The sequence below is a fragment of the Paracoccus stylophorae genome (genome assembly GCF_028553765.1).
Lineage (GTDB): Bacteria > Pseudomonadota > Alphaproteobacteria > Rhodobacterales > Rhodobacteraceae > Paracoccus > Paracoccus stylophorae.
The window spans coordinates 1,593,371-1,613,588 of sequence record NZ_CP067134.1; the positions used below are offsets into that span (position 1 = coordinate 1,593,371).

Genomic DNA, 20,218 nt, shown 5'->3' on the forward strand with positions numbered 1-20,218 from the left:
TCAGGCGATGGGGGCCGCGCCCCCGGCCCCCATCCCCGCCAGGCTCAGCCGTCGAAATTCACCTCTTCGATCAGCGTCAGCGCCTGCGGACGCAGTTCCGAAATCTCGCTCAGCGCGACGTTGTCCGGCGTGAACTCGCCCCAGCTTTTGACCAGTTCGGACCGCTCGACATGATCGGAGACCGGGAATTCATAGTTGGTTTCGGCATAGATCCGCTGCGCCTCGTCGCTGACCAGAAACTCCATCAGCTGCAGCGCGGCCTCCTTGTTCGGCGCGGCCTTGGTCATCGCCACGCCCGAGACGTTCACATGCGTTCCGCCATCCTCGAAGGTGGGGAACACGATCCGCACCGATTCCGCCCATTCCTTCTGTTCGGGGTCTTCCAGCATCTTGCCCATGTAATAGGTGTTGCCCAGGCTGATGTCGCATTCCCCGGCCCAGATCGACTTGACCTGAGCGCGGTCGCTGCCCTCGGGCTTCTTCGCCAGATTGCTCTTGATGCCTTGCAGCCATTCCTTCGTCTCTTCCTCGCCGTGATGGGCCAGATAGGCGGCGGTCAGCGCGACGTTGTAATCGTCCGAGAAGGGGCGGGTGCAGATGCGGCCCTGCCATTTCGGATCGGCCAGATCCTCATAGGTCGTGACCTCGCCATCGGCCACGCGTTCCTTGCTGGCATAGACGATGCGGGCGCGGGTCGTCAGACCGAACCAGTGGTTGTCCGCGTCGCGCAGTTCTTCGGGAACGACCTGCATCGCCTCGTCCTCGACCGGCTGCGTGACGCCGGCGTCCTTCACCTCGCCCAGACGGGCGACATCGACGGTCATGATCAGGTCGGCCGGGCTGCGATCTCCCTCGGCCTGCAACCGTTCGACCATGCCCTTGTCCACGAAGGCGGTGTTGACGGTGATGCCGGTCGCTTCGGTGAAGGCGTCGGTCAGCGGCTTCAGCAATTCGGGCTGGCGGTGGGAATAGATGTTCACGTCTTGCGCAAGCGCCGGCAGCGCGGTGGCACCAAGCAGCGAGGCGAGGATGATCGAACGCATAGTTGACTCCTTCGGTCAGAATTTCAGGGGTTTTGTGCCAGCCCGTCACGGCGCGGTCAATATCCGACAGAAAAAATCAGGCTGGGGCAAGATTGACCGGACCGGCCCGGCAGGATACGGGCGCAGCCATGGCACGCGCACCCCTTCTTCAATTGACAGATATTTCGCTGACCTTCGGCGGCAACCCGGTTTTCGACGATCTGTCGCTGACCTTGCAGCAGGGCGACCGGGTCGCCTTGGTCGGTCGCAACGGGTCGGGCAAATCGACGCTGATGAAGGTGATGGCCGGCTTGGTCGAGCCCGATCGCGGAGAGGTGGTGCTGACCGCCGGCGCGCATGCCGGCTATATGGAACAGGACCCCGACCTGTCGGGGCACCGGACGCTTGGCGATTTCGCGCGCGCCGGGCTGGACGAGGCCGAGGGATACCGCGTCGAGATCGCGGCCGAGGGTCTCAAATTCGATCCCGACCGCCCCGTCGCGACCGCGTCCGGAGGAGAGCGTCGGCGCGCCGCACTGGCGCGGCTGCTGGCCGAGGCGCCGGAACTGATGCTGCTGGACGAGCCGACCAACCATCTGGACATCGAGGCGATCGGCTGGCTGGAAGACCAGCTGAACCAGACCCGCGCCGCCTATGTCATCATCAGCCACGACCGCGCCTTCCTGCGCCGCCTGACGCGGGCGACGCTGTGGATCGACCGGGGCGAGGTGCGCCGCCAGGAACGCGGTTTCGAACATTTCGAGGATTGGCGCGAAGCCGTCTGGTCGGCCGAGGACGACGCCCGCCACAAGCTGGATCGCAAGATCAGGGCCGAGGCGAGATGGGCCGTCGAAGGCATCAGCGCCCGGCGCAAGCGCAATCAGGGCCGGGTGCGCGCGCTGGCCGCGCTGCGCGCCGAACGCCGCGCGCAGCGTGCCCGTCAGGGCGTGGCGGCGATGGCGCTGGATTCGGGTGCGCAATCGGGCAAGCGCGTGATCGAGGCCACCGGCATAGCGAAGTCCTTCGGGGATCGCGTGATCCTGAAGCCGTTCGATCTGCGCGTGCAGCGCGGGGACCGGGTGGCCTTCGTGGGGCCGAACGGCGTCGGCAAGACGACCCTGATCCGGATGCTGATCGGCGAGGTTCCGCCCGATCAGGGCACCGTCAGACTGGGCACCAATCTGGACATCGCGGTCTTCGATCAGGCGCGCGCGGCGCTGAATCAGGATCAAACCCTGTGGGAGGCGCTGACCGGCGATTCCGAGATGCGCGTATCGGGCCGCGCCGATCAGGTGATGGTGCGCGGCCAGCCCCGGCACGTGGTCGGCTATCTCAAGGATTTCCTGTTCGACGAATCGCAGGCCCGCGCCCCGGTCCGCAGCCTGTCGGGCGGCGAAAAGGCGCGGCTGCTGCTGGCGCGGCTGATGGCCAGACCGTCGAATCTGCTGGTTCTGGACGAGCCGACCAACGATCTGGATGTCGAGACGCTGGATCTGTTGCAAGACCTGCTGGGCGATTACGACGGCACGGTGCTGCTGGTCAGCCATGACCGCGATTTCATCGACCGGGTGGCGGACACCACCGTCGCGATGGAAGGCGATGGCCGCGCCGTCGTCTATGCCGGCGGGTGGAGCGATTATCGCGCGCAGCGCGGCGAGGCGTCGCCGCCCGCCCCGGCCCCTGCGCCGACCCGGCCCGCAGCGGCGAAGGAATCGCCCGCGTCCGCCAAACCTGCCCGCGCCGGTCTCAGCTTTACCGAACGGCACCGGCTGGAGGAATTGCCCGACCTTATCGACCGGCTTGAAGCCGAGATCGCGAAGCTGTCGGAATTCCTGGCCCAGCCCGACCTGTATCAGACCGCGCCCGACAGGTTCCGCAAGGCGACCGAGGCGCTGGCCGAACGTCAGGCGGCGCTGGACGCCGCGGAAGAGGAATGGCTGACGCTGGCGGACAAGGCCGGCTGACGCCCGCGCTGCGGTTCAGATCGCGCGCGCGGCATGGTTTTTCAGCCAGCCATGGGCAAAGGCCATCTTCCTGCGGATGGGCGGCGTCAGCACAAAGGGATACAGATCGTTATTGTCCAGCGCGCGGTTGATGCCGTTGATGGCGATGGCGACCTGCGCGGCGATGGTCAGCAGATATTCGGCATCGTCGTCGGCATAGGCCGAATAATCCGCCGGCACGCCGTCCATCGACAGACCCGCGCTGACGAAGCTGTCGGTGAAATCGACCATGTGCAGCAGATGCGCCACCGTCTCGGCCCAGTCCTCGTGCGGGTGGGCGGTCGCGTATGCGGTGATGAAATCCTGGCCCGGGTCCTGCGGCGCGGCATAATGGCGCTGCAAGGCGGCGGCATAGTCGGCGCGTTCGTCCCCGAACAGGCGGCGGAACGCGTCGCAGAAACCGGGGCAGCGCGACAGCCGGTCGAACAGGAAATGCGCCAGTTCGTGCCGGAAATGCCCGACCATCGACCGGTATTGCTCGCCCATCTGGTGCCGGCGCTGGACCCGGATCAGCTCATCCGCCTCGGTCACGTTGATGGTGATGTCGCCGCCGGCATGGCCCATGACGATCTGCGCGGCCCGCTGCCCGCCGGTGTTTTCGGACAGCATCAGAAAGCGCGGACGCCCGCCGGGATCGGCGTCGGTGAACCAGCCCCAGTTGGACAGATTGGCCAGCACCCATCGCTTGGCGCGCTCGGCCCGCGCCAGCAGCATGCGGTTGTCGCCGATGGCCAGCGCCGGCACGATCTGCGACATCCGGCACGACCGGCACAAGGGCGTGCCCGGATCGGTCGCCCAGTTGCACTGGATGCTGTCGCGGTTGGCACATGACAGGGCGTCCCCTACCATCTTGCGCGCTTCGGGATCGTAATGCAGCGCCGCGCCGCAGGCGCAGGACAGATTGTCGAAATAGACCTGGTTGCCGCAGGTCGGACAGGTGAAGTTCTGCACGCGGACGTCCTTGCATGTCGCGGCAGGGAATGATCGGCAGACAGGTCCGGTTCCGCCTGATGCGGCGAAAAGCGGGGGCGGGTGGACAACGCCTGTCTTGACTTGTCCGCACCGATCCGCCATATCCACGCGACCGGCCGGGCAGACGCCCTTGGCCGGTGTATCATTTCAATGACATCCCGGTCCGCGGGATGCGCTGTCCGAAGGCGGGGTCGCCCCGAAACGCCGGTGAAAGCCGGGGCCGAAGGACGCGGAAAGCGAAGGAAGACGAAGCGATGTTCGCGGTTCTGAAGACTGGCGGCAAGCAATACAAGGTTCAGGCCGGCGACGTCCTGCGCGTTGAAAAGCTGAATGCCGCGGCTGGCGATAAGGTCCAGTTCAACGAGATTCTGATGGTGGGCTCGACCCTGGGCGCGCCGCTGGTCGAGGGGGCCTGCGTGCAGGCCGAGGTGATCGACCAGATCAAGGCCGACAAGGTGATCACCTTCGTCAAGCGTCGCCGCAAGCACGGCTCGCAGCGCACCCGTGGCCACCGCCAGCAGCTGACCCTGCTGCGGGTGACCGATGTTCTGGAAAAGGGCGCGGACCAGACCGGCGTCAAGGTCGCCGCCGGCGCCCGGTCCAAAGTCGAAGCCGAAGCGTAAGGAGGCTGAACCATGGCACATAAGAAAGCAGGCGGTTCGTCCCGCAACGGTCGCGATTCCGCCGGCCGCCGTCTTGGCGTGAAGCTGTTCGGCGGTCAGGAGGCGATCGCGGGCAACATCATCGTGCGGCAGCGCGGCACCAAATGGTGGCCCGGCCAGAATGTCGGCATGGGCAAGGATCACACCCTGTTCGCGCTGACCGACGGTCACGTGACCTTTTCCAAGGGTCTGAAGGGTCGCACCTTCATCTCCGTGATTCCAGCGAGCCTGGAGGCCGCCGAGTAACCCGGAATTAACATTTCGATGTTAGCAGGGGGACCGGCGGAAGCCGGTCCCCCGATCTGTTTCAAAGTCCTGTTTTCCGGGGAGGGAAAATGGTCATGTCTGCACCCATGCGGGAGGGAACGCGCCTGGACGATCTGAAGATCGATTCCGGCATCCTCAATCAACCCGTGATCGAAACCGAACGCTTCGTCCTTCGCCCGCTGCGTCCGTCCGATGCCGGCATGATCGCGCATTACACCTCGGATCGGCGCGTGGCCGAGGGCACGCGCGCCATTCCCCATCCGTTGCCGCCGGGCGCGTCCGAAGGATTCGTGGCGCGCGCCCTGTCCGCCGACCGGACCGAGGATGTGTGGGCGATCGACGGCACCGGGCATCAGCTGGCCGAATTGCTGGGCGTGATCTCGTTGACCCGGATGGAGGGCGATCAGTCCGAGCTGGGGTTCTGGATCGGGGCCGGTTTCTGGAATACCGGCTTTGCGACCGAGGCGGTCGAGGCGCTGGTGGCGGCGAACCCGCACGGATCGCGCACCCTGTTTGCCGAGGCGTTTCAGGACAATCCCGGCTCGGCCCGGGTGCTGACGAATTGCGGTTTCGTCTATCTGGGCGATGCGGAAAGCTGGTCGGTGGCACGCGAGGCGCGTGTGCCGACCTGGACCTATCTGCGCAAGATGGGCTGAGCGCGCCGGACGCGAAGAAAAAGGGGGCTGTCTGCCCCCTCTTGGCCTGCGGCCAATTCACCCCCGAGGATATTTGCGCACCGAAGAGGTGCGGGGGCGGAAATTCGCGGCGCGTCGATTGCATTCGGCCGCCGACTGCCTAACTGGGATGCATGAGCATTCCCTATTCCGTTCTTGATCTTGCGCCGGTTCCCGAGGGTTTCGAGGCCGGCGATGCGATCCGCAACACGCTGGATCTGGCCCGTCACGCCGAGGACTGGGGCTATCACCGCTATTGGATGGCCGAACATCACAACATGCCGGGCATCGCCAGTTCCGCGACCGCCGTGCTGATCGGGCTGGTGGCGCAGGCCACGCGCCGGATCCGGGTGGGCGCTGGCGGCATCATGTTGCCCAACCACGCGCCGCTGACCGTGGCCGAGGCGTTCGGAACGCTGGCGACGGTCTTTCCCGATCGGATCGATCTGGGGCTGGGTCGCGCGCCGGGCGGCGACGGTGCCGTCATCCGGGCGTTGCGCCGCGATCCGATGGCCGACAGCTTTCCCGACGACGTGGTCGAATTGCTGGACTATCTGGGTCCCCCGCGCCCGGGCGCGGCGGTGCGGGCCTTGCCGGGCGAAGGCACGCAGGTTCCGGTCTGGATCCTGGGCAGCAGCCTGTTCGGCGCGCAGTTGGCCGCGCATCTGGGGCTGCCCTATGCCTTTGCCAGCCATTTTGCGCCGGGCGATCTGGCGCAGGCGCTGACGCTGTATCGCGACCGGTTCCGCCCCTCGCCCTGGGCCGCGCAGCCGGTGACGATGATGGCCGTGAACGTGTTCGCCGCCGACGATGCCGACGAGGCCCGGTTCCTGCGCACCACCATGCAGCTTGCCTTTGCGCGGCTGCGGACGGGGATGCCGGGCAAGCTGCCCCGGCCGACGCGCGATCTTGACGCCGAGATCGGCCCCCAGATGCGCCGCGCGGTGGATCAGGCGCTGCGGATCAGTGCGGTCGGCGACAAGGCGCAGGTGCGCGACCAGCTTGGCGCGCTGATCGACAGCCACAGACCGGACGAGGTGATCCTGACCGGCCAGATCCACGATCATCAGGCACGGCTGCGCAGTTTCCGGATCGCGGCCGAGGCGATGAAGCAGCTTTAGGGCAGCAGCACCCGCGTCAGGATCGGGAAGGCCGCGATCACGAACAGGCCGATCACGCTGGTCAGCAGAAAGGGCAGGGCCCCGCGCGCGACCTTTTCCAGCGGCAGGCGGGTGATATTGGCCGCGACGTAAAGATTGATGCCCACGGGCGGCGTGATCAGGCCGATGGCAAGGTTGACCATGACCAGCACCCCGAACCAGACCGGGTCCCAGTTCAGTTCGCGCATCACCGGCAGGAAGATCGGCAGGCAGATGAACATGATCGTCACCGCGTCCATGAACATGCCGGCGATCAGCACGACCAGCATGATCACCGCAAGGATCACCCACTGGTTCGAGGAGAGGCCCAGAAGCGCGCCGGAATAATGGCCGATCAGGTCGTCGACGGTGACCACCCACCCGAACAGCCCGGCATAGGCCACGACCAGCATGACCACCGACGATCCCGCGGCGCTGTCGGCAAGACATTCGTAAAGTCCGCGCAGCGACAGCGTCCGATAGATCACGCCGCCCACGGCGAGGGCATAGACCGAGGCGACGATGGCGGCTTCGGTCGGGGTGAAGATGCCGGAATAGATCCCGCCCAGGATCACCACCGGCGTCATCAGGCCCCAGAAACTGTCGATGAAGGACCGGCCCAGTGCATGCGCGTATCCCAGACCGGGATAGGGTTCGGGGCTGAGGGCGCGGGTCGCCGTCGCCTCGCGCACGCGGCCGAACGGCAGCGCACACAGCATCAGCGCACCGCACAGGATGCCGGGCAGGATCGCCGCGATGAACAGATCGGCGATGGAGGTTTCGGCCAGCACGCCATAGATCACCAGCCCGATCGAGGGTGGAATCACGATCGACATCGCAGCCCCGGTGCAGACCAGCCCGGCGGCAAAGGCGCGGCTGTAGCCGTCCTCTTCCATCGAACGGATGATCATCGGGCCGATGGCCGCGACCGATGCCGGGCCCGATCCGCTGACCGCGCCCCAGAACAGGCACACGACAGTGCCCACAAGCCCCATCCCGCCGGGCAAACCGCCGACCAGCACCCGAAAGAAGCGGATCATGCGGTCGGCGATGCCCAGCCGTCCCATCAGATTGCCGGCGAGGATGAAGAACGGGATCGCCAGCAGCGAGAACTTGCCGATGGCGGCGGTCAGCAGATCGCCCACCAGATCGAGGCCGAAGCCCAACTGCCACATCGCCGCCAGCGCGGACAGCCCAAGCGCAAAGGCGACCGGCACGCGCAGGACCAGAAACAGGAAGAACAGTCCGACCATCAGGCTGCCGGCGCCGATGTCAGCCATCGACGCCCCGCAGCGCCGCCTGCAGGAACCGGATCAGCACCAGCGCGAAACCAAAGGGCAGGGCGGCCGAATACCACCACAGCGGCATACCCAGCCCATAGCTGCGCATGCCGGTGCCCATCTGGTTCGCGACAAGCTGCCAGCAGAACCAGACCGAGGCCGCCAGCAGGATCGTCGACAACAGCGTGGCGGTGACGATCACCGCCCGCCGCAGGACGGCGGGCAGCATGTCGGTAATCAGTTCGACGGCCAGATGCTGCCCCCGCCGCGCCGCGATGGCCGCACCGAACACTGTCAGCAGCACGAAGCCGCCGGTCAGCAATTCCTCGGTCGCCGCCAGCGAGCGGTTGGTGCCATAGCGCACGACCACATTGGCAAAGCCAAGCGTCGTCATGGCCAGCAGCAGCAGCGAACAGACGATCTTCTCGAACTGATCCAGAAAGCGCATCTACTGCGCGTTCACTTCGTCGGTGAACAGTTTCACGATATCGGCGCCGATCTGGTCGGACCATTTGTCGAAGCTGGGCTTGGTCGCCTCGCGGAAGGCGGCCAGTTCGTCCGGGGACAGCTCATACACCTCCATCCCCTGTTCCTTCAGGAATTCCAGCCCGTCTGCGGTCGCCTCGCGGCTGATGCGGATCTGATATTCCATCGCCTCGTCGGCAGCTTTCTGGAAACTGGCCTGCGTCGCCTCGTCAAGCCCGTCCCATTTCGCCTTGCTGATGCCCAGAAACAGCGGGTCATAGCTGTAATGCCAGGGCGTGATGTATTTCTGCACCTCGTAGACGCGCTGCGGGATGATGACCGCGCCAATCGGGTTTTCCTGCCCGTCCACCACGCCCTGTTGCAGCGCGGGGAAGGTTTCGGACCATTGCATCTGCTGCGGATTGGCGCCCAGATCGTTCATTACGTCGATATACATCGGACCGGCCACACGCATCTTCAGGCCCTTCATGTCGTCGGGCGATGTGATCGGACGCTTGGAATTGGTGACTTCGCGAAAGCCGTTTTCGCCCCAGGCCAGGACATGGATGCCGTGGCTTTCCATGATCTCTTCCATCCGCTCGCCGGCGGCGCCCTGCGTGGTGCGATCGACCGCGTCATAGTCGGGATACAGATAGGGCAGCGAAAAGGCCGCCATCTCGGGCGCAAGCGGCGTCACGTTGATGGCCGAGGTCAGCACCATGTCGATGGCGCCGCGACCGGTCATCTCGGCCTGTTTCATCTGATCGCCGCCCGACAGCTGCGCGTTGGGAAAGACGCGGACGTCATAGGCGTCGCCGGTTTCCGCCTTCAGCAGTTCCGCGAATTTCTCGGCCCCCTGCTGCCAGGTCGTCGTGTCGCCGGTATTGTGCGACAGGCGCAGCGTTTCGGCGGCGGCGGGCAGGGTCAGCGCAAGCGCGGTTGTCAGCCCCAGGGCCAGCTTCAAGAACATGGATCCTCCTCCCATTCCACGATGCGGCACTGTGGCCGCTTTGGTCGGGTGCATGTTTACGGATGAAGCAAAGCCATGCAATAAGATTCGACGGTTTGTCCGGCAGGAACACGGCGAGAGTCTTCCACATCATGGAAACCCCAATTGAACAGGGAACCCAAAGCATCGGCCGCGCGGTCGCGGTCTGGCGCCGGATTGGGCAGGCTGCGCAGTCCGGTCTGTCCTTGGGCGAACTGGCGGCTGCGACGGGCCTCGCCAAGCCGACGGTGCGGCGGATGCTGGTCGCGCTGATCCGCGAGGGGTTGATCGAACAGGACAGCGACAGCCGCAGGTATTTTCCGGGTCCCGAAACCTATGTCGCGGGGATGCTGGCCGCGCCGCGTTTCGGGCTGATGCGGATTGCCCAGCCCGCGCTGATCCGGCTGGCGCGCGCCAGCGGCGACACCTGTTTTCTGACCGCGCGGCGCGGTCTGTATTCGGTCTGCCTGCTGCGCGAAGAGGGCAGCTATCCGGTGCGCACCCATGCGTTGCAACCCGGCGACGAACATCCGCTGGGGATCGGGGCCGGCTCGCTGGCAATCCTTGCGGCGCTGCCCGATGACGAAATCGACGCGGTCCTGCCGCAACTGGTGCCGCTGCTGGCCGCGCCACGCTATGCCGCCCATGACGCGTCGATGCTGCGGCAGGCCGTCGCGCAGGCGCGCCAACGGGGATTTGCCCTGAACCCGGGCCTTGTCGTGGCGGGCAGTTGGGGCATCGGCGTGGCGATCCGCCACCCGATGGGCCACATCGCCGGGGCCTTGTCGCTGGCCGCCATCGACCAGCGGCTGACGCCCGACCGTCAGGCCGAGATGGCGGCCCTGCTGCGGGCCGAGGCTGCGCGCGCCGAAACCGACCTGAACGATCTGCTTGCGAGGAAAACATGACCGATCTGCCCCCCGCGCCGCAAGGACGCATCATCGGCTGGGCGCATACGCGTTTCGGCAAATCCGACGCCCCCGATGTCGAGACGCTGATGGCCCAGGTGACGGGGGCGGCGCTGGACCATGCCGGCATACCCGCAGACCGGATTGACGGGATCTTCGCCGGCGTCTTCAACGGCGGTTTTCAGAAACAGGGCTTTGCCGGTGCGCTGGTCGCGCTGGGCCATGACGGGCTGGCCCATGTGCCCGCCGTGCGGCTGGAAAATGCCTGCGCCACAGGATCGGCCGCGATCACCGCCGCACTGGATTTCATCGGGTCCGGCAGGGGGCGGGTCGCGCTGGTCGTGGGGGCCGAGAAGATGACCGCGACGCCCGGAGGCGAGATCGGCGACATCCTCTTGGGCGCCAGCTATCGCGCCGAAGAAGGCTGCACACCGGGCGGCTTTGCGGGCGTGTTCGGCCGAATCGCGGGCAGCTATTTCCAGCGCCATGGCGATGTGTCGCGCGAACTGGCGATGATCGCGGCCAAGAACCACGCCAATGGCGCGCTGAATCCGTTTGCGCATATTCGCAAGGATCTGGGTTTCGATTTCTGCAACACGATCAGCGACCGCAATCCGCGTGCGGCCGGTCCGCTGCGGCGGACCGATTGTTCGCTGGTGTCCGACGGGGCCGCGGCGCTGGTGATCGCCCATCCCGACACGGACGCGCCGCGCGCCATCGGGTTCCGGGCACAGCGTCAGGCCAACGACTACCTGCCGATCTCGCGCCGCGACATCCTGGAATTTGCGGGCGCGCGGCGGGCCTGGGCACAGGCGCTGGAACAGGCGGGGATCACGCTGGACGATCTGTCGCTGGTCGAGACGCATGACTGCTTCACCATCGCGGAATTGCTGGAATACGAGGCAATGGGCCTGACCCGGCGCGGCCAGGGCGGCCGCGCCATCGCCGAGGGTGTGACCGCGCGCGGCGGAAGCCTGCCGGTGAACCCCTCGGGCGGGCTGAAATCGCGCGGCCATCCGATCGGGGCAACCGGCGTGTCGCAGCATGTCATGGCGGCGATGCAGCTGACGGACGAGGCCGGCGGGATGCAGGTTCCGGGCGCGGCGCTGGCCGGGGTGTTCAACATGGGCGGTGCGGCGGTGGCCAATTACGTCTCGATCCTCGAGAGGGTGAAATGACGCCCTATTCGACGCGCACGATGAACCTGGGTCATCTGGTGGACCAGACCGCGCGCCGGCTGCCCGACCGTCCGGCGATGATCCGGGGCGACCGGCGGTGGTGCTGGGCGCAGATGCGGGCGCGGGTCGATGCGATGGGCCGGATGCTGGCGCGCGACCATGGGATCGGCAAGGGCGACCGGGTGCTGGTTCAGTCGCCCAATAATCACCAGATGTGGGAAAGCCTGTGGGCTTGCCTGAAGCTGGGGGCGATCTGGGTTCCGGCGAATTTTCGCGGCACGCCCGACGATCTGCGTTGGATGGCGGAACTGTCCCGGCCCCGCCTGCTGATCTGCGAGGCGGCGTTTCCCGACCACGCCGCGATCTGCGATCTGCCGGCATTGGCCATCGGGCAGGCCGCGTTCGGACCGGATATCGACGCGGCGCTGTCCGGTCACGACGATTCGCCCCTGCGCCCGGCCGATATCGACCGCGACGATCCGGCATGGCTGTTCTTTACCTCGGGATCGACGGGCAGGCCCAAGGCGGCGATCCTGACGCACGGCCAGATGGGCTTTGTCATCGCCAACCACCTTGCCGATCTGATCCCCGGCACGACCGAAGACGACGCCTCGCTGGTGGTCGCGCCGCTGAGCCATGGGGCGGGGGTGCACCAGATGCTGCAGGTCGCGCGCGGTGCGGCGACGATCCTGCCCGAAGGCGCGTTCGAGCCGTCAGAGATCTGGCGGCTGGTCGAGCGGCACCGGGTCAGCAACATGTTCACCGTGCCCACCATCGTGAAGCTGCTGACCGAAGATCCCTCCATCGACCGGCACGATCGCTCCAGCCTGCGCCATGTCATCTATGCCGGCGCGCCGATGTACCGGGCCGACCAGATCCGCGCGCTGGAACGGCTGGGGCCGGTGCTGGTCCAGTATTTCGGTCTGGGCGAGGTGACGGGGTGCATCACCGTCCTGCCCGCGCGGCTGCACGACGCGGCCGAGGGCTGGGCGTTGCAGGGATCGTGCGGCTTTCCGCGCACCGGCATCCAAGTCGAAATCCAGGACGAGAGCGGACACCCGCTGCCGCCCGGCCAGACCGGAGAACTCTGCGTGACCGGCGGCGCGGTCTTTGCCGGATACTGGAACAACCCGGCGGCCAATGCCGCGTCCTTCCGCGATGGCTGGTTCCGCACCGGCGATCTGGGTCACATGGACGAGCGCGGATTTTTCTATCTGACCGGGCGCGAAAGCGACATGTTCATCTCGGGCGGGTCGAACATCCATCCGCGCGAGATCGAGGAAAAGCTGCTGCTGCACCCCGACGTCGCGGAATGTGCGGTGGTGGGCATGCCCGATCCGACATGGGGCGAGATCGGCGTGGCGATCTGCGTCACGCGCGACGGGTCCAGCCCCGATCTGGCGGCATGGCTGGCGCCGAGGATCGCACGCTACAAGCTGCCCAAGCGGTTTCTGTTCTGGGACGGTCTGCCGAAATCGGGCTATGGCAAGATCACCAAGAAGCTGGTGCGCGAGGAATTGACGCGCCGAGAGGCGGCGACCGGCGATGGCTGACACGCTGCGCCATCCCGGACCGCCGGCCGAGCCACGGCTGATGCTGTCGCCGACGCGGGCCGAATGGCGTCGCATCACCTTGCCGGCCGACATGCCGATGGACCGCGCCATCGCGCAGGCCCTGGCTGGCGCCGACAGCGCCTGGATCAGTTTTCAGGACGCGCAGGGCGATCTGCGCTTTGTCTGGCCGGAACGCGCCAGCGACGGCCTGCATGCGGCGTGGTATTCGACGCCGCGCGCGTTGACCGGGGCGCGGATCGCGCGGGCCGGGATCGTCTGGGGGTTGCGCGACGGCCAAGGGTTTGGGCATTGCCACGGGTGCTGGGGCGACACGATGGGGCATCTTCTGCTGGATGCCTCGGTTCTGGCACGTCCGGTGCAGGCCGAGGCATGGATCTTTCGCGATGCGCGGTTCAAAGCAGGCGACGATGCGGAAACTGCATTCACCCTGTTCAAGCCGCATGGCGGATGCGACGGCATGGCGCAGGCAGCCTTGCTGCGGCTTGCGCCGCATGTCGAGCTGGTTCCTGCGCTGATGACGGCCCTGACCCGGCTTGGCTGGGACAGCGCGCAGGCGATGGGGCTGGGCAGCCTGAATGTGGCGCGGTTTTCCGACGGCACGGTGCTGGACAGCCACGCAACCGAATTCCTGATCCGGCCGGGCCGCATCAGCGTATCCGCGCCGTCGGTGGCGGTGGATATCGTCGGCATCGGCGGGGTGCGCGCGGCGGGCGTGCTGGCCGAGACCGGCAACCGGATCTGCGTGACCGCCGAGTTGATCCTGATCGATCAGCGGGAGTGATTGCGTCCCGCGACGACTGGGGGACTTTGCGTCCCCCAGACCCCCTGCAAGGTATTTGGAAAGAGGGCGAGGACGGGGCAGCGGCGGTCCCTGAACGACCGGCGCGGCAGCCTTGCTTTGGCGAGGAACCCCGACTGGACAGAAACACAACGGCCGGCAGGGCGCTGCCTGCCGGCCGTCTGTTGTGTCACGATCCGGGTCCTAGATCAGCTTTCCCATCGCCACCGCCGTGTCCGACATGCGGTTCGAGAAGCCCCATTCGTTGTCGTACCAGGTCAGGATGCGGCACAGCCTGCCTTCCATCACCTTGGTCTGGTCCATGTGGAAGACCGAGCTGTGGGGGTCGTGGTTGAAGTCGACCGAGACCAGTTTCTCGTCGGTATAGCCAAGGATGCCCGACAGCCTGCCGTCGGCGGCGCTGCGGATCGCCTGGTTGATTTCCTCGACCGAGGTGTCGCGGCTGGCCTCGAACACCAGATCGACGACCGAGACGTTGGGCGTCGGCACGCGGATGGCGACGCCGTCCAGACGGCCTTTCAGTTCGGGCAGGACCAGACCCACCGCCTTGGCGGCGCCGGTCGAGGTCGGAATCATCGACAGGGCGGCGGCGCGGGCGCGATACAGGTCCTTGTGCATCGTATCCAGCGTCGGCTGATCGCCGGTATAGCTGTGGATCGTGGTCATGAAGCCGCGGTCGATCCCGATGGCCTCGTTCAGGACCTGCGCCACGGGTGCGAGACAGTTGGTGGTGCAGCTTGCGTTCGAGACCACCACATCCTCGGCGGTCAGCGTGTCGTCGTTCACGCCGAAGACGATGGTCTTGTCGGCATTCTCGCCCGGGGCCGAGATCAGCACCCGCTTGGCGCCGGTGTCCAGATGCGGCTGGCATTTCTCCTTCGAGGTGAAAAGCCCGGTGCATTCCAGAATGACATCGACATCGCCCCAGGGCAGTTCGGCCGGGTTGCGGATCGCGCTGACCTTGATCGGGCCGCGGCCGACATCGATGCTGGAGTCCGCGACCTTCACCTCGGCCGGAAAGCGGCCATGCACGCTGTCATAGCGCAGCAGATGGGCGTTGGTCTCGACCGGACCCAGATCGTTGATCGCGACCACCTCGATATCGGTGCGGCCCGATTCGACGATGGCCCGCAGCACGTTGCGCCCGATGCGACCGAAACCGTTGATGGCGACTTTGACAGCCATGGTTATCTCTCCCGACCAGATGACGTTGCGCCTTCCTCTAGCGTGGCCTTGGGTCCGATGCAAATGCCTGTTCCGGCGGGGCGCGCAATTCGCCGGTCCTTGTGCCGTGCTGCCCCACGCGGCGCGCGCGCGGGGCTCGGCTTAGCGCCAGAAGCTGAGATATTCGACCGAGCGGTCCAGCGCCCGGCCGGCCAGCACCGGCAAGTCCAGATGCAGCCAGAACCGGTCCGCCGCCAGCAGCAGGACGATCAGCACGGCGATGGCGATGGCGATGCGGTTGGTCATGGCACCTCTTTGCGGCATTTATCCCGCAGCGCCGGGCGGCAGGCAAGATGCCCGACGCCGGATCAGTCATCGGCCTCGTCGTCGACGGGCTGGATCAGCGTCAGATCGCCCGCCTCTTCCAGCCGGCGGATGGCTGCGACGATGTCGGTCTTGGCATCCTCGATCTCGCGCGGGCGCAGCCGGCCCAGTGCTTCCATCTCTTCGCGCAACCCGTCGGCCATGCGTTGCGACAGGCCCGACAGGATGAACTGCGCGGCAGCCGCGTCGGCCGGATCGGGGGCCGATAAAGCGCGCAGCAGCACCGGCTGTTCGATGTCGCGCACGATGCGGGCGATGTCGCGGTTCTGGACCCGGTCGGGGATGTGGCTGAAGATGAAGATCGCGCGGCGGACGCCGCCGGCAAAGCCTGCATCCTGTTGGTCCAGCGTGTCCAGCACATCGTCGCGCAGATCGGCGGTGGCGAAATTCAGGATCGCGCCGACGCGGTCGGCGGCGGGCGTGTCGATGGCGGGGCGGGGCAGGCTGTCGGCCGCCTGCAACAGCACCAGCCCGACACGGTGCAGCGCCTGCGGCGTCACATCCGCGGTCAGCGCCATCGCCCGCGCCACCGCGCGCGCCCGGTCGCGGGTCAGCGCGCCAAACATCTCGGACGCGCGGCCGACCGGCAGTTTCGACAGCATCAGGGCCACGATCTCGACCGATTCCGATCCGGCCAGAGCGTGCAGGCTGTCCTTGGGCAGGGCGGCGACGCGCGGCCACGGATCGCCGCGCCCCGACATGGCCGCCAGACGCCGTAGGCGATCGGTGCTGTCCTCGGACAGCTTGCCGCCCAGCATCGCCAGCGTGCCGTCCAGATCGCCGGGAAAGATGACGCCCACCGCCTCAAGCCCGTCGCAGAATTCGGCGATGACCGCGTCGCGGGTCTGCCGGTCGACCAGTTCCATGCCGGCCATTTCCTCGGCCAGCAGGGTCTGCGCGTCGCTGTTCAGCCGCGACAGGCTGACGGCGTCGTCATCGTCCAGCAGAAGGCGGACGATCACCGCCGCCTTCTGCCGCTGGCTGAGCGCGGTCTGCCCGGGCATCCTGTGTCCTCCGATCGCCGTAGCGTTCTTGTCGCCGGCAATCTGGCAGAACTTTGCTAATGCGACGTTACCTGGGCTGACGATTTCCCAGGAGGGAATTCAAAGCGGATCGGATTCGAAGACCCGCGCGAAGATCCGGTCGACATGGCGCGTGTGATAGCCAAGGTCGAACTGCTCTTCGATGCGGGCCGGCTCAAGCACCGACGTCACCTCGGGATCGGCCAGCAGTTCCTGTTTGAAATCCTTGCCTTCCTCCCAGACCTTCATGGCGTTTCGCTGCACCAGGCGATAGGCATCCTCGCGCGAGACGCCGGCCTGCGTCAGCGCCAGCAGCACGCGCTGGCTCATCACCAGACCCTTGAAGCGGTTCATGTTGGCCAGCATGTTTTCGGGATAGATCACCAGCTTGTCGATCACCCCCGCCAGCCGGTTCAGCGCAAAATCCAGCGTGATCGTCGCGTCGGGCGCGATGCCGCGTTCGACCGAGGAATGGCTGATGTCGCGTTCGTGCCACAGCGCCACATTCTCCATCGCCGGGATCACGGCCATGCGGATCAGGCGGGCCAGCCCGGTCAGGTTCTCGGTCAGGACCGGGTTGCGCTTGTGCGGCATTGCCGAACTGCCCTTCTGGCCGGGGCTGAAGAATTCCTCGGCCTCCAGCACCTCCGTGCGCTGCATGTGGCGGATCTCGATGGCGATGTTCTCGATGCTGCTGGCGATCACGCCAAGCGTGGCGAAGAACATGGCGTGACGGTCGCGCGGGATGATCTGGGTGCTGATCGGTTCCGGCCGCAGCCCCATCCGTGCGCAGACATGTTCCTCGACCGCCGGGTCGATATTGGCGAAGGTGCCGACCGCGCCAGAAATCGCGCCGGTCGCAACCTCGTGCCTTGCGCGTTCCAGCCGCGCGCGACCGCGCGCCATTTCGGCGTAGAACCGGGCAAAGGTCAGGCCCATCGTCGTCGGTTCGGCGTGGATGCCGTGGCTGCGGCCGATGCGGACCGTGTCCTTGTGTTCATGGGCGCGTCGCTTCAGCGCATCCAGAACCTTGTCCATATCGGCCAGAAGAATGTCGGCGGCGCGCACAAGCTGCACGTTCAGCGTGGTGTCCAGAACGTCGCTGCTGGTCATGCCCTGATGGACGAAGCGGGCCTGATCGCTGCCGATATGTTCGGCCAGATGGGTCAGGAAGGCGATCACGTCGTGCCGGGTCACCGCCTCGATCTCGTCGATGCGGGCGACGTCGAACCGGACATCTTTGGCCTTCCACACCGCCTCGGCATTCTCGCGCGGGATGACGCCCAGATCGGCCTGCGCGTCGCAGGCATGCGCCTCGATCTCGAACCAGATGCGGAACCGGGTTTCGGGCGACCAGATCGCGGTCATCTCGGGGCGGGCATAGCGAGGGATCATGGCAGGCTCCTTGTCGTTGGCGCGGGCATAGCCGTGCTGCGGCGCAGGGGCAAGATTTCATCCCGGCAGGCGGTCCGCGCGCGGAACATTCCCTTGCGTTGGCGGGTTTGTCGCGTGACAGATACGCCAAAGCCGGAGGCGAGACAGATGCATTCCACCGATGACGACATTCACAACCTGACCGAGGCCGACCGCACCAGCCATACAAGGTTCGGACCGCGCCCGGTGCCCAAGGGCCACAAGACCGCCAGCCCCTATCCGCATCGCCCGATGCGATCCAGTCGGATCATCCCTTCGGCTCCGATGTCGCCCGACGGGCGCGAGGCCTATCCCGCGCCGGGGCTGAGCGCCAAGATCATCGTGTGGGGCGGTGTGGCGCTTGGCGTGGCCGGGCTGACGGCGGGCGGGCTGATGGCCGCGCGCAAGCTGGCCGGGTCAGACGACGAGGACCGCACACGGCGGCACGATTATCGCCGCCGCGATACCGCGCTGGCACCGCAATTCGCCGAACTGGACGAAGACGATCAGGAACGCCTGCGCCGCCGCGTCCGGGCGCGTGCGCGCGACGAGGATCGCCGCGCCGCGAAGATGCGGGCCGGTGCCGCCGGGCGCCGTTCGGCATCGCAGGGCAATATCGCGCGCGAGTTGACCGATACCGCCAACGACCTGTCCGGCAGCCTGAACAACGTCGCGCAATCGCTGGTCGCCGCCTTCCACGGGTTTCGCAGCGTTGCCGCGCAAGCCAATGGCATCGTGTCGGAATTCGTGGCGACCGCCGATCAGCTGCGCAACCTGATGGATCGCGGCCGCCCGTCCGAACCCGATGCGGCATCGCCGCCACGGGATGGCAGGGAACACCGGACCCACCGGTTGTAGGCGGGAAATCCGACGCGCTAACCTGCGCGTCGAACCACAGGCGAGAGAATTCAGAATGGCGGAAAACAACGCTCCGGGCGTCTATCGGGCGCTGTTCGGAGAGCTTGACGACGACACGAGGCGCCGATTTGGCCTGCCGGTGCCCGACCGCACGTCCGCGAGGGACGAACAGACGATGTCGCGGGACCCGAAACGGAAAAAGCCCGTGTCGCTGTGGCAGTTGCGCGGCGGCGATGTGGTCGCCATCGTCAAGTCCACCGTGCAGCAGATCGGCGAGGATCGGGTGACGGCGGTCGCCGGGGGCGTGACCTTTTTCGGGCTTCTGTCGCTGTTCCCGGCGATCACCGCCTTCGTGTCGATCTATGGTCTGGCCGCCGACCCGGCGACGATCACGCGCCATCTGGACATGCTGGACAAGCTTCTGCCGCAGGGGGCGCTGGACATCATCCGCACGCAGGTCGAATCCATCGCATCCTCGCCCGACGCGGCGCTGTCGATGGCCGGGATCGTGGGCCTGCTGGTCGCGATCTATTCCGCCAATGGCGGGATGAAGGCGCTGCTGTCGGCCCTGAACGTGGCGTTCTTCCAGACCGAGACCCGGGGGTTCCTGCGTCTGAACCTCGTGGCCATGGGGTTCACCCTTGGCGGGCTGGTGATGCTGGCGCTGATGCTGGGCGTGGTCGCGGTCATCCCGATCCTGTTGCAGTGGATTCCGCTGCCCGAGGACAGCCGGAACCTGGTGTCGCTGCTGCGCTGGCCGATCCTGTTCGTGGTGCTGCTGCTGGCGCTGGCGGCCGTCTATCGGTGGGGGCCGGCGGTGCCCAACTCGCGCTGGCGCTGGATCTCGCCCGGTGCGCTGTTCGCGGGGGTGGCGCTGGTCGTCGCGTCGATGCTGTTCAGCTGGTATGCATCGAATTTTGCCAATTACAACGAAACCTATGGCTCGCTTGGCGCGGCGATCGGCCTGATGATGTGGCTGTGGCTGAGCGCCACGATCATCCTGATCGGGGCCGAACTGAATTCCGAGATCGAACGCCACATGCGCCGCATGGCCGGCGTCGAATCGCCCGGACCCAGGGACGCCGTGAGCGGGGGAGGCGCATGACCGGTTCGCCCTATATCCCGCTGATTCTGGCAATCGCGCTGGAGGTGGTGGGAACCTCGTTTCTGCAAAGATCGGCGCAGTTCACCCGTCTGTGGCCGACCGTCGGGATGGCGGTGTGCTATCTGGGCAGCTTCTATCTGCTGTCGCTGACGCTGCGGATGCTGCCTTTGGGCGTCGCCTATGCGATCTGGAGCGCGTTGGGCATCGTGCTGGTCGCGCTGATCGGGCTGCTGATGTTCGGGCAGCGGCTGGATCTGCCTGCGGTGATCGGGCTGGCGCTGATCGTGGCCGGGGTGGTCGTGATAAACCTGTTTTCGAAGACCATCGGACATTAAGACCGT

General features: G+C 66.5%; 21 protein-coding genes. 12 read left to right on the forward strand and 9 right to left on the reverse strand.

The genetic code is table 11. The features are described from left to right. Positions 1-44: 44 nt before the first annotated feature. Complete coding sequence (locus JHW45_RS07825) at positions 45-1,043, reverse strand: Fe(3+) ABC transporter substrate-binding protein (protein ID WP_272860316.1); 999 nt, start codon at positions 1,041-1,043, stop codon at positions 45-47. Between the two features lie 128 nt (positions 1,044-1,171). Between JHW45_RS07825 and JHW45_RS07830 the strand changes: the two genes are divergently transcribed. Next, positions 1,172-2,986: an ABC-F family ATP-binding cassette domain-containing protein gene (locus tag JHW45_RS07830; protein WP_272860317.1), complete on the forward strand. Its 1,815-nt coding sequence runs from the start codon at positions 1,172-1,174 to the stop codon at positions 2,984-2,986. 15 nt (positions 2,987-3,001) lie between these two features. Here the strand turns inward: JHW45_RS07830 and JHW45_RS07835 are convergent, their stop codons facing one another. Then, positions 3,002-3,976, reverse strand: coding sequence for a zinc-binding metallopeptidase family protein (locus JHW45_RS07835; protein WP_272860318.1), 975 nt, complete (start codon positions 3,974-3,976; stop codon positions 3,002-3,004). Between the two features lie 275 nt (positions 3,977-4,251). Between JHW45_RS07835 and rplU the strand changes: the two genes are divergently transcribed. From rplU to JHW45_RS07855, 4 genes are all read left to right on the forward strand, one after another. Continuing rightward, positions 4,252-4,620, forward strand: coding sequence for a 50S ribosomal protein L21 (rplU, locus tag JHW45_RS07840; protein WP_272860319.1), 369 nt, complete (start codon positions 4,252-4,254; stop codon positions 4,618-4,620). Between the two features lie 12 nt (positions 4,621-4,632). After that, complete coding sequence (gene rpmA / locus JHW45_RS07845; RefSeq protein WP_272860320.1) at positions 4,633-4,905, forward strand: 50S ribosomal protein L27; 273 nt, start codon at positions 4,633-4,635, stop codon at positions 4,903-4,905. A gap of 95 nt (positions 4,906-5,000) precedes the next feature. Then, positions 5,001-5,582 carry a GNAT family N-acetyltransferase gene (locus JHW45_RS07850; RefSeq protein ID WP_272860321.1) on the forward strand — a complete coding sequence of 194 codons (582 nt, stop codon included), beginning with the start codon at positions 5,001-5,003 and terminating at the stop codon, positions 5,580-5,582. Positions 5,583-5,734: 152 nt separating this feature from the next. Continuing rightward, on the forward strand, positions 5,735-6,721 hold the full coding sequence (locus JHW45_RS07855) for an LLM class flavin-dependent oxidoreductase (protein ID WP_419181845.1): 987 nt from the start codon (positions 5,735-5,737) through the stop codon (positions 6,719-6,721). On the opposite strand, the gene JHW45_RS07860 is transcribed toward JHW45_RS07855, so the two are convergent. From JHW45_RS07860 to JHW45_RS07870, 3 genes are read right to left on the reverse strand one after another with little or no spacing between them, the layout of a single operon-like run. Next, positions 6,718-8,019 carry a TRAP transporter large permease gene (locus JHW45_RS07860; protein WP_272860322.1) on the reverse strand — a complete coding sequence of 434 codons (1,302 nt, stop codon included), beginning with the start codon at positions 8,017-8,019 and terminating at the stop codon, positions 6,718-6,720. The two genes, JHW45_RS07855 and JHW45_RS07860, sit on opposite strands and share 4 nt — an antisense overlap. Beyond that, the gene (locus JHW45_RS07865; RefSeq protein WP_272860323.1) at positions 8,012-8,467 is read right to left on the reverse strand and encodes a TRAP transporter small permease; all 456 of its coding nucleotides are present in this window, start codon (positions 8,465-8,467) and stop codon (positions 8,012-8,014) included. The genes JHW45_RS07860 and JHW45_RS07865 overlap by 8 nt, the downstream gene beginning before the upstream one ends. Next, on the reverse strand, positions 8,468-9,454 hold the full coding sequence (locus tag JHW45_RS07870; protein WP_272860324.1) for a DctP family TRAP transporter solute-binding subunit: 987 nt from the start codon (positions 9,452-9,454) through the stop codon (positions 8,468-8,470). A gap of 131 nt (positions 9,455-9,585) precedes the next feature. On the opposite strand from JHW45_RS07870, the gene JHW45_RS07875 reads away from it, so the two are divergent. From JHW45_RS07875 to JHW45_RS07890, 4 genes are read left to right on the forward strand one after another with little or no spacing between them, the layout of a single operon-like run. Then, positions 9,586-10,380 carry an IclR family transcriptional regulator gene (locus JHW45_RS07875; RefSeq protein ID WP_272860325.1) on the forward strand — a complete coding sequence of 265 codons (795 nt, stop codon included), beginning with the start codon at positions 9,586-9,588 and terminating at the stop codon, positions 10,378-10,380. Then, on the forward strand, positions 10,377-11,558 hold the full coding sequence (locus JHW45_RS07880) for an acetyl-CoA acetyltransferase (protein ID WP_272860326.1): 1,182 nt from the start codon (positions 10,377-10,379) through the stop codon (positions 11,556-11,558). The genes JHW45_RS07875 and JHW45_RS07880 overlap by 4 nt, the downstream gene beginning before the upstream one ends. After that, positions 11,555-13,111: an acyl-CoA synthetase gene (locus tag JHW45_RS07885; protein WP_272860327.1), complete on the forward strand. Its 1,557-nt coding sequence runs from the start codon at positions 11,555-11,557 to the stop codon at positions 13,109-13,111. Before JHW45_RS07880 ends, JHW45_RS07885 begins: the two co-directional genes overlap by 4 nt. Then, positions 13,104-13,913 (forward strand): hypothetical protein, encoded by an 810-nt coding sequence (locus JHW45_RS07890; protein WP_272860328.1) that lies wholly within the window; start codon positions 13,104-13,106, stop codon positions 13,911-13,913. Before JHW45_RS07885 ends, JHW45_RS07890 begins: the two co-directional genes overlap by 8 nt. Positions 13,914-14,114: 201 nt before the next feature. Here JHW45_RS07890 and gap read toward each other — a convergent pair whose 3' ends face one another. The 4 genes from gap to purB form a co-directional block, all read right to left on the reverse strand. After that, a complete protein-coding gene (gene gap / locus JHW45_RS07895) occupies positions 14,115-15,116 on the reverse strand; it encodes a type I glyceraldehyde-3-phosphate dehydrogenase (protein ID WP_272860329.1) in 1,002 nt (333 codons plus the stop codon). A 141-nt stretch (positions 15,117-15,257) separates the two neighbouring features. Then, positions 15,258-15,401, reverse strand: coding sequence for a hypothetical protein (locus JHW45_RS07900; RefSeq protein ID WP_272860330.1), 144 nt, complete (start codon positions 15,399-15,401; stop codon positions 15,258-15,260). A gap of 62 nt (positions 15,402-15,463) precedes the next feature. Then, the gene (locus tag JHW45_RS07905; protein WP_272860331.1) at positions 15,464-16,483 is read right to left on the reverse strand and encodes a FliG C-terminal domain-containing protein; all 1,020 of its coding nucleotides are present in this window, start codon (positions 16,481-16,483) and stop codon (positions 15,464-15,466) included. 99 nt (positions 16,484-16,582) lie between these two features. Further along, the gene (purB, locus tag JHW45_RS07910) at positions 16,583-17,896 is read right to left on the reverse strand and encodes an adenylosuccinate lyase (protein ID WP_272860332.1); all 1,314 of its coding nucleotides are present in this window, start codon (positions 17,894-17,896) and stop codon (positions 16,583-16,585) included. A gap of 147 nt (positions 17,897-18,043) precedes the next feature. On the opposite strand from purB, the gene JHW45_RS07915 reads away from it, so the two are divergent. Genes JHW45_RS07915 through JHW45_RS07925 form a run of 3 tightly spaced genes read left to right on the forward strand, consistent with a single transcriptional unit; the run spans position 18,044 to position 20,212 of the window. After that, entirely contained in the window at positions 18,044-18,772 is a 729-nt protein-coding gene (locus JHW45_RS07915) for a hypothetical protein (RefSeq protein ID WP_272860333.1), read from the forward strand. Positions 18,773-18,827: 55 nt separating this feature from the next. Next, positions 18,828-19,877, forward strand: a complete 1,050-nt coding sequence (locus tag JHW45_RS07920) for a YihY/virulence factor BrkB family protein (protein ID WP_272860334.1) — start codon at positions 18,828-18,830, stop codon at positions 19,875-19,877. Beyond that, entirely contained in the window at positions 19,874-20,212 is a 339-nt protein-coding gene (locus JHW45_RS07925) for an SMR family transporter (RefSeq protein ID WP_272860335.1), read from the forward strand. The genes JHW45_RS07920 and JHW45_RS07925 overlap by 4 nt, the downstream gene beginning before the upstream one ends. The last annotated feature ends 6 nt before the right edge of the window (positions 20,213-20,218 follow it).